The sequence below is a fragment of the Stenotrophomonas sp. S4 genome (genome assembly GCF_054187805.2).
In genome coordinates, this window is sequence record NZ_CM196188.1 from 1,596,224 (window position 1) to 1,610,081 (window position 13,858).

Consider the following 13,858-nt stretch of genomic DNA (forward strand, 5'->3'; position numbering starts at 1 on the left):
AGGGGGCACGCGCTCAGAAGGCGCGCATCAGGGAAACGAAGGCTGACGTCTGCGTGCCACGTCGTGCCATCGGGCTGTCCTTCACTGCATCACCGAACCACTGGTTGGCCACCACGCCGGTGGCGCGCCATTTCGTGCCCAACGGCGTGCTGACCGCGATCTGCAGGCTCGGCGACGTGGTACTGCCCGGGCGGTAAGCGGCGAGGCCCGAGCGCAGTGCTTCTTCGTCGCTGATGCCGTAGTAGTAGTCGAGCAGCCGTGCACTGGAATGCACCACGCCCGCCCGCGGCACCCAGGTGAAGCGACCTGCCTGGATCAGGTAGCTGTAATGCAGGCGCGACTCGATACCGCCGCCATGGCCGGTGACTTCCCGCATCACGCTGGCCTCGACCATGCCCCAGTCGGCGCTGTACTCACCGTTGATCCCCGCCATGGCCGACATCTGCCGGCTGTGCAGGCGGCGCAGCTGCGCATCGTTCACATCGTCGGTCTTGAAGCGCAGCGTGTAGGGCGTGACCGCCGCCGACAGGCGCAGTCCCTGGCCCTTGTAGAGGTACATGCCCAGCGAGCCAGGGCTGGCGAAGAAGCGCTCGCCCTGCCAGGCAACGGCCGGTACCACCAGCGGTTTGACGTCATAGTGCGCGTATGCGCCGGAGGTGGCGCCAGCGCTGATGCCGGCCTGCACGCCCGGGTCCTGCCCGGCAGCATGGGCGAGCAGCGGCACGCCGAGGGCAGCGGTGAACAGCAGCGGGCGCAGCAGGGTCGGGGACAGCGACGGCATCGATCAGCCACGTTGCAGGGGATGGCTGCGCATGGTGACGGGGCAACATTGTCAGAACATTGCGCCCGCGCGTTCGGCATGCATGGGCGCAAAATCACGGCGCCAGGCACTATGATCGGCAGCGTTTCCGGTTGACGAGTCCCTGATGCGCATCCTCCTGGTCGAAGACGATCCTGATCTGTCCCGTGCCCTGCAGTCGGGCCTGGAGCGGCAGGGCGTGGTCGCCGACGTGGTCGGCAGCCTGGCCGAGGCCGCGCTCGCATTGCGCGAACCGGTGCACCAGCTGCTGCTGCTCGACCGTCAGCTGCCCGATGGCGATGGCGCCGGATTCGTCGCGACGGCGCGCGCGCTGCGGCCGAACCTGGCGGTGATCATGCTGACCGCCAAGGGCACGCTGTCGGACAAGGTCGAAGGCCTGGACGTCGGTGCCGATGACTATCTGGTCAAGCCGGTGGCGATCGAGGAACTGATGGCACGCATCCGCGCCGTTTCGCGCAGGCCCTCGGCGATGGTGACGCCAAGCCTGCGGCTGGGGCGGCTCGAGTTCGATTTCGAATCGCTGCAGGCACAGGTGGAGGGCCAGCCACTGGCATTGCCACGGCGGCAGGTGCTGGTGCTGCAGGCGTTGGCGATGCGGCAGGGGCGCACGGTCACCCGCAGTGCGTTGGAGGCTGCGGTGTACGGTTTCGACGATGAGATCCAGTCCAATGCGCTCGACGCGCACATCTCCAAGCTGCGCAAGGCGCTGCAGCAGGCCGGTGCCGGCGTGGAGATCCACGTGATACGGGGCGTCGGCTACCTGCTGGCGGAGGCCTGAGATGGCCCGTCCGATCCGTTCGATCACCCTTGGCCTGGCCTGGCGCCTGTTCCTGGCGCAGGCCTTTACCGTGCTGTTCGCGGTGGTCGCGCTGATCCTGACCTGGGGGGACAAGGACTCCTGGGGCATGGACATGTTCGTTGCCGAGGCCGTGGCCAAGGCGGTGCACAGCGAAGGCGGCCGCCTGGTGCTGGACCAGGCGCGCTGGGACAAGCTCGATGCCAACGCCGGCGGCAATCTCTGGTTCGCCGCTGTGGACGACAAGGGTATGTGGCTGGAGCGCGGCACCATTCCGGCAATCCACGCGCCGCTGCTCGCCCGCCTGCCGACCGTGGGTGCCACTGAACTGGGTTCGCTGGTACCGCCCTATCTGGACGTGGCGCGGGTCATGATCCGCAACGAGGATGGGCGCCGCATCACGGTGATGGTCGGTGGCGCACCCAAGGGCGGGCTGCTGGATGGCGCGCTGATGGTGTTGCGCCTGATCGGCCTGTGGTTCTTCCTGCCACTGATCGTCGTCACCCTGCTGGTGATGCCGACCGTGATCCACCGTGCGATGCGAGGCGTGCGCCGTTCCGCGCAGCAGGCCAAGGAACTGGACATCGGCCAGCCCGGTGCACGCCTGGATGCGCAGCTGGTCTCCACGGAAGTGGCACCGCTGGTGGAAGCGTTCAACGACGCCATCGACAAAGTGCAGCAGGGCTATGCCGCGCGCGACAAGTTCCTTGCCGACGCCGCGCACGAGCTGCGCGTGCCGATCGCCGTGGTGCAGGCGCGCCTGTCGCAGCTGCCGCAGGGCGAGCTGAAATCGCAGCTGCTGACCGACGTGGCACGGCTGGGCAATGTTGCCGAGCACCTGCTCGACCTGCAGCGCCTGGACCGCAACGTGGGTGCATTGCAGCGGCTGGACCTGGCCCTGCTGGTGCGTGAAGCAGCGGCGGACCTGGCGCCGTTGGTGGTTGGCGCCGGTTATGGCTTCGAAGTGGATGCGCCGGAAGCGCCGGTGTGGATCCACGGCGACAGCCTGGCGCTGGGGCGGGTGATCGCCAACCTGGTACACAACGCGATCGTGCATGGCGGTGGCCGTGGCACCATCTGCGTGCGGTTGGATACGCGCGGGTTGCTGGAAGTCAGCGACCAGGGCGCGGGCATTCCGGTGGGCGATCGTGAGGCGATCTTCGAGCCGTTCCATCGCCTGCGCGCGGCGGGCAGCGGTAGTGGTCTCGGCCTGCACCTGGTGAAGGAAATCGTGCAGCACCACGGTGGCTCGGTCAGTGTCGGCGAGGCCTCCGGGGGCGGCGCGAGCTTCCGGGTCAACTTCCATCGCGGCAGCGTTCGACGCTGACGCAGCTTCGGGGCAAGTCCCGATAGGCAACCTGCTGCCGGCGGCGGCAGGCTGGCTGCATGGCCGATGAGCGTTCCCCGTCTCCCTTGCTGGGCAGTGGCGCCGCTGCGGCGCTGACGCTGGGCGCGCTGGCCTGCGTGCAGCTGCCGCTGCTGCCGCCGCTGTGGGCCTGCACGCTGATGATCGTGCTCGGCAGTGCAGGGTGGGGGCTGCGCTGGCGCGGGCGTCTGCCTGCGGTCGTGCTGTTCGGTGTTGGCTGGACGGCGGTGCACGGGCACTGGGCGCTGCAGGAGCAGCTTCCACCGGGCCAGCCGCCACGGAATGTGGTGGTCAGTGGCCGGGTCATCGATCTGCCGGATCACGGCGCCGCGCACACCCGCTTCCTGCTGCAGGTCAATGAGAGCACCGACCTGCCATCACTGCGTGGCAAGCGCCTGCAGGTCACCTGGAACGATGCCTGGCGTACCACCGATCCCAGCGACGCCGGGCGAGGGCGCCATCAGGTCCTGGCCGGCGCGCAGTGGCATCTGGCCCTGCGCGTGCGGGCGCCGCGTTCGCGGATCAATCCCGGTGGTTTCGACGGTGAGCGCCATGCGTTGCTGCGAGGCGTGTCCGGCAGTGGGACAGTGCGGGCGCCGGCCAGCGCGCGTGAGCTGCAGGCCGCGCATGGCCTGCCGGCATGGCGTGAGCGCACCAGTGCCGCCATTGCCGCGCAGGCGGCCCATCCGGCCGCGCGCTTCGTGCAGGCGTTGGCATTGGGCGATACGCGTGGCCTGTCCGACAGTGATTGGGATCAGTTGCGGGCGCTGGGACTGACCCATCTGGTGGCCATTTCCGGGTTCCATGTCGGGGTGGTCGCGGGGCTGGGGGCGCTGCTGTGCCGCGGGCTGTGGTGGCTGTGCCCGCTGCTGGCCTGCCGTTGGCCACGTCCGCAGGCGGCGGCCTGCGCCGCGGCCCTGGCCGCAGCAGGCTATGCGCTGCTGGCCGGCGGCGAGTTGCCGACCGTGCGCACGGCGCTGATGATCGGGTTGATCGCACTGGCACGCAGCGGGCGGCGCCCGCTCGGTGCCGTGCAGGGGCTTGCGTTGGCGGCGCTGGCGCTGCTGTTGCCGGCGCCCCTGTCGGTGCTGTCAGCGGGTTTCTGGCTCAGCTTCGGTGGCGTGCTGTGGCTGGTGTGGTGCCTGCCACAGGGACGTCCGCGCGGGATGGCTGCCAACCTGCGCGGGTTCCTGGCCGCACAGGGGGTGGCCAGCGTCGGCCTGTTGCCGCTGGGTATCGCCTTGTTCGGTGGCACCGCCTGGCTGGGGCCGCTGGTGAACCTGCCGGTCATTCCATGGTGGACCCTGCTGGTGGTGCCGCTGTCGCTGCTGGGCACCGCCCTGCAGGTGCTGCATGAGGGGGCCGGGTGCTGGGCGTGGCGTGCGGCGGCGTGGCTGTTCGAGATCAGCTGGCAGGCCCTGCAGCCGCTGGCGGCGCACCCGCAGGCGATGTGGTGGCTGGCCGAGGCGCCGGCCTGGGCCGTGCCGGCGGCGCTGCTGGGTGTGTTCTGGGGGCTGCTGCCACGCGGTGCCGGGGGCGGGCTGGCTGGCCTGCTGCTGTGCCTGCCGCTGCTGTGGCCGGCGCGTGAGCGCCCGGCCGAGGGGGAGCTGGAGCTGCTGGTGCACGACGTTGGCCAGGGTACGGCGGTGTTGCTGCGTACCGCGCGGCATGCGCTCTGGTATGACGTGGGGCCGCCGAACGGGGGCGAGGGCAGTGAGCGAATCCTGGTTCCGTCACTGCGGGCGTTGGGCCAGGCTCCGCCCGAGCGGGTGCTGCTCAGCCACGACGATCTCGATCATGCGGGCAACCTGCCGCGCCTGCGTCTTCAGCTGCCGGGTCTGTCATTGCTGGCGCCGCCAGGCAGTACGATCGCCGGGGCCGGGCGTTGCCAGCGCGGCCTGCGCTGGCACTGGGACGGCGTCGATTTCCAGGTGCTGCACCCGGATGCCGGCAGCCAGCGGGCCGAAAACGAGGACAGCTGCGTGCTGCGCGTGGCCGGCGCCCATGGCGTGGTCCTGCTGCCGGGGGACATCGGCCGTCCGGCCGAACAGGCGCTGTTGCGGGCGTCTCCGGCGGCGCTGAAGGCGGATGTGGTGCTGGTGCCGCACCATGGCAGCGGCGGCAGCTCCAGCGCGCCCTGGGTGGCGGCGGTGTCCCCCCGGCTGGCACTGGTCTCGGCCGGGCACCAGAACCGTTTCGGCCACCCGCGCCGGGACGTGGTCCGGCGCTGGCAGGCGCAGGGGGCCGAGGTGGTGTCCACCGTGGAGTCTGGTGCGATCCGCGTATGGCTTGGCGCACAAGGGCTGCAGCTGCGTGAACAGCGTATCCATGCATCCCGGTGGTGGGATGCCGCTGGGCGGGCGCGGTCGGCTGCTATCCTATCGCCGATCGAACAAGCGGCCGTTGGGCCGGAGGGTTGAAACGTGTGGGAACTGGTCAAGGCCGGTGGCTGGCCGATGGTGCCGCTGCTGCTGTTGGGCGTACTGGCTTTGGCGATCATCCTGGAGCGTTTCTGGTCCCTGCGGCGAACGGAGGTGCTGCCGCCCGGCCTCGGCCAAGAAGTGCGCAACTGGGCCGCGCGCGGCAAGCTTGACCCGGCGCACCTGCAGACCCTGCGTGCCAACTCGCCGTTGGGCGCACTGCTGGCGGCCGCGCTGGAAGCCCGCAACCGCCCGCGCGACCAGATCCGCGAGCGCATCGAGGATACCGGCCGCCATCTGGTGCACCGCATGGAGCGTTTCCTCAACGCGCTGGGCACCATCGCGTCGGCCGGCCCGCTGCTGGGCCTGCTGGGCACCGTGATCGGCATGATCCAGATGTTCCTGGGCATCCTCGACCATGGCGTGGGTGATGTGAACCAGCTGGCCGGCGGTATCGGCAAGGCCCTGGTGTGCACCGCCACCGGCATGATCGTGGCCATCCCGGCACTGATGTTCCATCGCTACTTCAAGGGCCGCATCCACGGCTACGTGGTGGAGATGGAGCAGGAAGCCAGCGCCCTGCTGGACACGCTCGACGGTCGCCCGGGGGTGATGAACCCGTCACCGTCGGCACGCCCCGCCAACGCCGCCACGGCGAAGGCCTGATCGATGCGTATCGGCAATGACCGATCCCAGGATGAGCCGCATATCGATCTGGTCCCGCTGATCGACGTCATCCTGGTGCTGATCATCTTCTTCGTGGTCACCACCACCTTCGATGCGCGCTCGACGCTGCAGGTGCAGCTGCCTACCGCCAGCCAGCAGCCCAACAACGAGCCGCCGCGTTCGCTCAGCGTGCTGATCAACGCCGAAGGACGCTATTTCATCAATGACCAGGAAGTGCTGCGCAGCGATGTCGAGTCGGTCAAGCAGACCATCGCCGCCGTCGCCGGCAGTGATCGCAGCCAGCCCGTGCTGCTGCGCGCCGACGCGCGTACTCCCTACCAAGCCGTGGTGACTGCGCAGGACGCGCTCGGTCAGCTCGGTTTCCGTCGTATCGCCATTGCAACTGCGCCAGAGGTGCGTCCATGAGTTCCCATCACGCGCCGGTGTGGCCGATCTACAAACGTCTGCTGGGCTACACCCGCACCTACTGGGTATTCATGGTGGGCGCGGTCATCGCCATGGTGGTCGAAGCCCTGGCCGGCTACCACTTCACCAAGCTGATGGAGCCGCTGGTCAACGAAGGTTTCGTCGATCCGCAGCCGCGCGCGGCCGTGGTGCTGCCGCTGACCATCCTCGGCCTGTTCCTGATGCGCAGCGTGGCCACCTGGGTCAGCGACTACACGCTGGCCAAGACCGGCCGCAGCGTGGTCCGCGACCTGCGTGAGCAGGTGCTGCAGAAGTACCTGCACCTGCCGTCGTCGCACTTCGATACCGAAGCGACGCCGGTGATGGTCAGCCGCCTCAACTTCGATACGGAACAGGTCACCCAGGCCAGCGCCGACGCGCTGAAGACCGTGGTGGCCGATACCCTCACCATCATCGCGATGCTGGCGGTGATGCTGCAGATGAGCGTCAAGGTCACCCTGGCGATGCTGGTGGTGGTGCCGCTGATCGGCGTGATCGTGTCCTACGTCGGCAAGCGCTACCGGCGCATCAGCCGCGGCATCCAGGACGGCATGGGCACGATGGCCCAGACCGCCGAGCAGTCGCTGGCCGCGCAGCAGGAAGTGAAGGTGCATGGCACCCAGCAGCACGAGATCTCGCGCTATTCGCGCCTGGCCAACCGCATGCTGGCGCTGAACATGAAGGTCGAGGTTACCCGCGCCGCCGCGTCCAGCGTGGTGCAGTTCCTGGCCGCACTGGCGCTGGCGGTGATCGTCTGGGTGTCGACCCGCGAAGCCCTCGCGGGCCGCCTCAATGCCGGCCAGTTCATGGGCCTGATGACCTCGATGATGGCCATCATTCCCTCACTGCGTCGCCTGACCAGCGTACAGACCTCGATTTCGCGCGGTGTTTCCGCCGCCGAGCGCCTGTTCGGCATCATCGACATGCCGGTGGAGCGTGACGAGGGCCAGCACCGCGTGCAGCGCGTACGCGGCGAACTGGCGTTCGACCACGTCATGCTGCGCTATCGCGAAGACAGTGGCATTGCCCTGGATGACATCAGCTTCGTTGCCAGGCCGGGTACGGTGACGGCCATCGTCGGTCGTTCGGGCAGCGGCAAGACCAGCCTGATCCGGCTGGTGCCGCGCTTCTACGAGCCCAGCGGCGGTGTCATCACCCTCGATGGCGTGGCCCTGGACGACTACCCGCTGGCCGACCTGCGCCGCCAGGTGGCGATGGTCGGTCAGAAGGTGATGCTGTTCGACGACACCATCGCCGCCAACATCGCCTATGGCATGGAAGCGACCGACGAGCAGATCCGTGCGGCCGCCGAAGCTGCCAACGCCTGGGAATTCATCGCACGCATGCCGCAGCAGCTGCAGACCCCGGTGGGTGAGAACGGCGCGCTGCTGTCCGGTGGCCAGCGCCAGCGCCTGGCGATTGCCCGCGCGATCCTGCGCGATGCTCCGATCCTGATCCTCGACGAAGCCACTGCGGCGCTGGACAACGAATCCGAGCGTCTGGTGCAGGATGCGCTGCAGCGCCTGATGCCGGAACGCACCACGCTGGTCATCGCGCACCGCCTGTCGACCATCGAGCATGCCGACCAGGTGCTGGTGATGGACCATGGCCGCATCGTTGAACGCGGCACCCACAAGGAGCTGCTCGAACTGGGCGGCCTGTACCAGCATCTGCACAGCATGCAGTTCCGCGAAAGGCAGGACTGATGGCCGGCAAGGGTACCCAGACCCCGCCGTACTGGTACGACGGCACCCCGGTTCCGTGGACGATGCGCCTGCTGGCGCCCCTGTACGCAGGTGTCACCGCACTGCGCCGGCGCGCCTATCGGCGTGGCTGGCGCAAGCGCCACTCGCTGCCGGTGCCGGTCATCGTGGTCGGCAACATCACCGCCGGTGGTACCGGCAAGACGCCGCTGACCATTGCCCTGGTCGAGCGCCTGCGCGCGGCCGGCTGGAAGCCGGGCGTGGCCAGCCGCGGCTATGGTCGCGAAGACGCCGACAAACCGCTGTGGGTGCAGGCCGATACGCCAACCGCCAAGGGCGGTGACGAACCGGTGCTGATTGCCTGGAAGACCGGCGTGCCAGTGCGCGTGGACCGCGACCGTGTCGCCGCCGGCAAGGCGCTGATCGAGGCCGGCTGCGATGTGATCGTCTGCGACGACGGCCTGCAGCACTACCGCCTGGCGCGCGACATCGAGATCGAAGTGGTCGATGCGCAGCGTCGCTACGGCAATGGCCGGATGATTCCGGCCGGGCCGTTGCGCGAGCCGGTCAGCCGCGCCAGCGAATGCGATTTCCGGGTGGTCAACCTCGGTCAGGCCGATGAGGAAACCGCAGCCCAGGCCTGTGGCTTCGGCCAGTGGCCGATGGCGCTGCACATCGACAGTGCGCAGCCGCTGGCCGGTGGCCGCGCCCGCCCGCTGGCGTACTTCAAGGGCCAGCGCGTGCACGCGGTGGCCGGCATTGCCCATCCCCAGCGCTTCTTCGACATGCTGCGCGCGCGCGGGATCGGCGTGGTGCCGCATGCGTTCGCCGACCACCAGGTCTACCAGCCGCAGGACCTGTCCTTCGGCAGCCAGCTGCCGGTATTGATGACCGAGAAGGACGCGGTGAAATGCCGTGCGTTCGGCAACGACTGGCACTACGCGGTTCCGCTGCGCGCCGAGCTGCCCGCGGCGTTCTGGGTGGCGCTGACCGATCGCCTGGACAAGCTGCGACCGAACTGAGTGGCGCGGCGGCGCTTGCATTCACGCGCCGCTGGCCGCATTCCCGTTGTAACGAGCCTGCCGAGTACCGCCCGCATGACCGAATTCGTCGTCGCCATCCCGGCCCGCTATGCCGCCTCGCGGCTGCCGGGCAAGCCGTTGCGCCCGCTGGGCGGCGAGCCGCTGGTGCTGCATGTGGCGCGCCGCGCGCTGCAGGCCGGTGCCCGTGAAGTCTGGGTGGCGACCGACGATCAGCGCATTGCCGATGCGCTGTCCGGGCTGGCCGAAGTGAAGGTGGCGATGACCGCGACCACGCACGCCTCCGGCACCGATCGCCTGGCCGAGTGCGCGCGCATTGCCGGCTGGGCCGATGACACGGTGGTGGTCAACCTGCAGGGTGACGAGCCGTTCGCACCGGCGGCCGGCATCCGCGCGGTGGCCGATGCGCTGGTCGCTGGCAATGCGCCGATGTCGACCCTCGCCACGACCGTCGAGGACGCGCACACCCTGTTCGACCCGAACGTGGTGAAGCTGGTGCGCAACGTGCGCAACGAAGCGATGTACTTCAGCCGCGCGCCGATCGCCTGGCACCGCGACGGCTTCGCGCGCAGCCGCGACACGCTGCCGGACGGCCATGCCTGGCTGCGCCACATCGGCATCTACGGCTATCGCGCCGGCTTCCTGCAGCAGTTCGCGGCGATGCCGCCAGGCCAGCTCGAGCAGGTCGAATCGCTGGAGCAGCTGCGCGTGCTGGAAGCGGGCTACCCGATCAGCGTGGCGATCTCGCCCGAGCCGTTCCCGCCGGGCATCGACACGCCCGAGGACCTGGAGCGCGCCGAGGGGCTGCTGCAGGCGATGGCGGCGCGATGAGGCTGCTGGTCGTATGCCTCGGCAACATCTGCCGTTCGCCGATGGCCGAAGGGGCGCTGCGCGCACGCCTGGATGCCTCGCCGCTGGCCGGGCAGGTGCAGGTTGATTCGGCCGGCACCGGCGACTGGCATGTGGGCGAGCCGCCGGACCGCCGCGCGATCGCCTGCGCGGCCGGGCACGGCGTGGACATCGGTGGCCTGCGCGCACGCCAGCTGCAGGCCGTGGATTTCGACCGTTTCGACTGGATCCTGTGTGCCGACGAGGCCAACCTGCGTGATGCCGGGCGCCTGGCGTCGGCGGCGCAGCGTGAACGGCTGGCGTTGTACCTGCCCTGGTCGGGCGGGCAGGGTCGGGTAGCGATCCCTGATCCCTACACCGGCGGCAGCGATCATTTCGAACAGGTCTGGTCGCTGGTCGACGATGCTGCAAAACGTGCGGTGGCACGACTGTTGCAGGACGCCGACTCCGGCATAATCGGGTCATGAACGTCCAGCCCGTCCCGGACCTGCCCGAGTTCGCCACCTGGCTCAATGCCACCCCCTGCACCCTGACCGAACTGCGCGGCCGGCCGGTCGCACTGCTGTTCGTCAATGCGGCCTCCGCCTGGAGTGCGCAACGCCTGGCCGAATTCGGCCAATGGCTGTCGCGCCACCCCGGCAAGCTGCAGCCGCTGGTGCTGCAGGTGCCGCGCTTCGATTTCGAACGCGATGCCAATGCCGCACTGAAGCTGCTGCGCCGCCAGGGCCTGGCCATGCCCGTGCTGCTCGATGCCGACTGGGATGGCTGGCGCCGCTTCGGAGTCACCGCCTGGCCGACCATGGTGCTGCTGGACGCGCAGGGCCGCGAGCAGCAGCGGCTGGTCGGGCAGGGAGCACCCGGTGAACTGGAGCGCGCCCTGAACGCGCTGTGCCAGGGCGCGCCTTCGGCGCCGCCGCGCGGCGGCAGCGAACTGCATCCGGAACCGCGCCAGGCGCTGCGTTTCCCGCTGGGGCTGGCGGTCAGCACCGAACGCCTGTACATCGCCGACAGTGGCCATCACCGCATTCTCGAATGCAGCCATGGCGGCCGCATCCTGCGCCAGTTCGGCCTCGGTACCGCCGATTTCATGGACGGCAACCTCGCCGAAGCGGCGTTCCACCGCCCGCAGGCGCTGGTGCTGGAGCGCGATTCGCTGTACGTCGCTGACACCGGCAACCACGCGGTGCGCCGCATCAACCTGCTGACCGGCATCGTCGACACGCTGTGTGGCAACGGGCGTCCCGGTGCGCCGGTGGAAGGTCCGGTCGCGCAGGCGCGGCAGGTCTCGCTGGACCATCCGGTCGGCCTGGCCATCGCCGACAACCAGCTGCACATCGCGATGGCCGGCGACAACCGTATCTGGAGCTACCACCTGGGCCAGCGCAGCCTGCAATGGCGCGCCGGCAGTGGTTCCATCGACGAGCGGGATGGCAGCGGCCATCTGGCTGCCTTTGCCCAACCGACCGCGCTGGCCGTGGTGCAGCAGGTGCTGTACGTCGCCGATGCGTTGGGATCCTCGATCCGTGCACTGCAGCTGCGCGGCGACCTGGTGCAGACGCTGGTCGGGCAGGGGCCGTGGCGCTTCGGCAGTGAAGACGGCCCGCGCGCGCAGGCCAGCCTGCAGTTCCCGCAGGCGATCGCCTTGAGCGCGGACGCCCCGCTGCTGTGGATTGCCGATACCGGCAACGGTCGCCTGCGCACGCTGCGCCTGGGCGGCGGCGAACTGACCACCCAGCCGCTGCCGCGCCGCCTGCATGGCCCGGCTGGACTGGCGGTGGGCGCAGGTGCGGTGTGGATCGCCGAGACCGACGCCCACGCCGTGCTGCGATTCGATCCCGACAGCGGCGTGCTCAGCGAAGTGCCGATCAGCGAATGACCGACGTTCCCGCTCCGGTCTTCGACGGCAAGGCCTTCGCGGCCCAGCTCAGCACCGCCCCCGGCGTGTACCGCATGTACGCGGCCGACGACACCCTGCTGTACGTGGGCAAGGCGCGTGCGCTGCGCAACCGCGTCGGCAGCTATTTCAACGGCAGCCCGAAGAACGCGCGGATCATGTCGATGATCTCGCAGATCACGCGCATGGACGTGACCGTGACGCGCTCGGAAGCCGAGGCGTTGCTGCTGGAAAACCAGCTGATCAAGTCGCTGTCGCCGCGTTACAACGTCTCGCTGCGCGATGACAAGACTTACCCGCATGTGCTGCTGACCCGCGAGGACTGGCCGCGCATTGCACTGCATCGCGGCCCGCGTGCCATTCCCGGCCGCTACTTCGGGCCGTATCCCGGCGTGACCGCGGTGCGCGAAACGCTGAACCTGATGCACAAGCTGTTCAAGCTGCGCAGCTGCGAGGACAGCGTGTTCCGCAACCGCTCGCGGCCGTGCCTGCAGTACCAGATCGGTCGCTGCAGCGCGCCCTGCGTGGAGCTGGTGCCGGCGCCGGACTACGCCGAATCGGTACGCCGCGCCGCACTGTTCCTGGAAGGCAAGAGCGACGAGCTGACCCGTGAGCTGGGCGAGCAGATGCAGGCCGCCAGCGAGGCGCTGGAGTTCGAGCAGGCCGCGCGCCTCCGCGACCTGATTTCCTCGCTGCGCAGCATGCAGACCCGCCAGTACGTGGATGGCCGTGCCGCCGACCTGGACGTACTGGCGGTGGCCATGCAGGGTTCGCAGGCCTGCGTGCTGCTGCTGGCCTTCCGTGATGGCCGCAACCTCGGCACCCGCCCGTTCTTCCCGCGCACCAATGGCGAGGAAAGCCCGGAAGAGGTGCTTGCCGCCTTCGTCTCGCAGTACTACATCGAATTCGAGCCGCCGCGCGAGATCCTGCTGGATCGCGAGATTCCCGATGCCGACCTGCTGGTCGCCGCGCTGTCGGCCTCGGCCGAGCGCAAGGTGCAGCTGAAGTGGAACGTGCGCGGCGAGCGCGCCGGCTATGTGGAACTGGCCAGCCGCAACGCGCAGCTGACCCTGGCCACTGAACTCAACAGCCGCAATGCGCAGCACGCGCGCAGCGATGCGCTGCGCGACATGCTGGGCCTGGCCGAGCCGGTCAAGCGGGTGGAGTGCTTCGACATCAGCCACACCCTGGGCGAAGCGACCGTGGCTTCGTGCGTGGTGTTCGACGCCGCCGGCCCGGTGCGCGCGCAGTACCGCCGCTTCAACATCAGCGGCATCGAGCCGGGCGACGACTACGCCGCCATGCGCCAGGCCATCGACCGCCGTTTCCGCCGCGCAGTGGAAGAGCAGGGCGTGCTGCCGGACGTGCTGCTGATCGACGGTGGCGCCGGCCAGCTGGCGCAGGCACAGGCCGCGCTGGCCGACCTGGGCGTGGAAGGCGTGCTGCTGGTGGGCGTGGCCAAGGGCGTGGAGCGCCGCGCCGGCCACGAAGCGCTGGTGATGCCCGATGGCCGCGAGCTGCGCCCGGGCGCAGCCAACCCGGCGCTGCAGTTCATCCAGCAGGTACGCGACGAGGCGCACCGCTTCGCCATCACCGGCCACCGCGGCCGCCGCCAGAAGGCGCGGATGACCAGCAAGCTGGAAGACATTCCCGGTATCGGGCCGCGCCGCCGTGCCAGCCTGCTCAAGCATTTCGGCGGTCTTGTGGGCCTGAAAGCCGCTGGCGAAGCGGAAATCGCCAGGGTGGAAGGCATCAATGACGCCCTCGCGGCGCGTATCTACGCTAACCTGCACGGGTTGGCCACGCCTGATGCGGCCGAGTAGAGAGAGAAGCACGCAA

Annotated in this window: 12 protein-coding genes; 11 read left to right on the plus strand and 1 reads right to left on the minus strand. The window is 69.3% G+C overall.

All coding sequences use genetic code 11. The features are described from left to right. Positions 1 to 13 precede the first annotated feature (13 nt). Positions 14 to 781, minus strand: coding sequence for a MipA/OmpV family protein (locus ACUZUJ_RS07310; RefSeq protein WP_458220136.1), 768 nt, complete (start codon positions 779 to 781; stop codon positions 14 to 16). A 145-nt stretch (positions 782 to 926) separates the two neighbouring features. On the opposite strand from ACUZUJ_RS07310, the gene ACUZUJ_RS07315 reads away from it, so the two are divergent. The 11 genes from ACUZUJ_RS07315 (at position 927) to uvrC (ending at position 13,842) form a co-directional block, all read left to right on the plus strand. After that, on the plus strand, positions 927 to 1,598 hold the full coding sequence (locus ACUZUJ_RS07315; protein WP_005415973.1) for a response regulator transcription factor: 672 nt from the start codon (positions 927 to 929) through the stop codon (positions 1,596 to 1,598). A 1-nt stretch (position 1,599) separates the two neighbouring features. After that, a complete protein-coding gene (locus ACUZUJ_RS07320; RefSeq protein WP_014036617.1) occupies positions 1,600 to 2,943 on the plus strand; it encodes a sensor histidine kinase in 1,344 nt (447 codons plus the stop codon). Between the two features lie 59 nt (positions 2,944 to 3,002). Then, positions 3,003 to 5,402: a DNA internalization-related competence protein ComEC/Rec2 gene (locus ACUZUJ_RS07325; protein WP_458220137.1), complete on the plus strand. Its 2,400-nt coding sequence runs from the start codon at positions 3,003 to 3,005 to the stop codon at positions 5,400 to 5,402. 3 nt (positions 5,403 to 5,405) lie between these two features. Continuing rightward, positions 5,406 to 6,068: a MotA/TolQ/ExbB proton channel family protein gene (locus ACUZUJ_RS07330; protein ID WP_014036619.1), complete on the plus strand. Its 663-nt coding sequence runs from the start codon at positions 5,406 to 5,408 to the stop codon at positions 6,066 to 6,068. Between the two features lie 3 nt (positions 6,069 to 6,071). Further along, positions 6,072 to 6,494 (plus strand): ExbD/TolR family protein, encoded by a 423-nt coding sequence (locus ACUZUJ_RS07335; RefSeq protein WP_014036620.1) that lies wholly within the window; start codon positions 6,072 to 6,074, stop codon positions 6,492 to 6,494. After that, positions 6,491 to 8,239 carry a lipid A export permease/ATP-binding protein MsbA gene (gene msbA / locus ACUZUJ_RS07340; protein ID WP_075674846.1) on the plus strand — a complete coding sequence of 583 codons (1,749 nt, stop codon included), beginning with the start codon at positions 6,491 to 6,493 and terminating at the stop codon, positions 8,237 to 8,239. Before ACUZUJ_RS07335 ends, msbA begins: the two co-directional genes overlap by 4 nt. Further along, the gene (lpxK, locus tag ACUZUJ_RS07345; RefSeq protein WP_119007613.1) at positions 8,239 to 9,258 is read left to right on the plus strand and encodes a tetraacyldisaccharide 4'-kinase; all 1,020 of its coding nucleotides are present in this window, start codon (positions 8,239 to 8,241) and stop codon (positions 9,256 to 9,258) included. The genes msbA and lpxK overlap by 1 nt, the downstream gene beginning before the upstream one ends. A 75-nt stretch (positions 9,259 to 9,333) precedes the next feature. Continuing rightward, a complete protein-coding gene (gene kdsB / locus ACUZUJ_RS07350) occupies positions 9,334 to 10,107 on the plus strand; it encodes a 3-deoxy-manno-octulosonate cytidylyltransferase (protein ID WP_049446020.1) in 774 nt (257 codons plus the stop codon). Next, entirely contained in the window at positions 10,104 to 10,592 is a 489-nt protein-coding gene (locus ACUZUJ_RS07355; RefSeq protein WP_119007615.1) for a low molecular weight protein-tyrosine-phosphatase, read from the plus strand. The genes kdsB and ACUZUJ_RS07355 overlap by 4 nt, the downstream gene beginning before the upstream one ends. Beyond that, positions 10,589 to 12,001, plus strand: a complete 1,413-nt coding sequence (locus tag ACUZUJ_RS07360; protein ID WP_119007616.1) for a hypothetical protein — start codon at positions 10,589 to 10,591, stop codon at positions 11,999 to 12,001. Before ACUZUJ_RS07355 ends, ACUZUJ_RS07360 begins: the two co-directional genes overlap by 4 nt. Then, complete coding sequence (gene uvrC, locus ACUZUJ_RS07365) at positions 11,998 to 13,842, plus strand: excinuclease ABC subunit UvrC (RefSeq protein ID WP_119007617.1); 1,845 nt, start codon at positions 11,998 to 12,000, stop codon at positions 13,840 to 13,842. Before ACUZUJ_RS07360 ends, uvrC begins: the two co-directional genes overlap by 4 nt. The last annotated feature ends 16 nt before the right edge of the window (positions 13,843 to 13,858 follow it).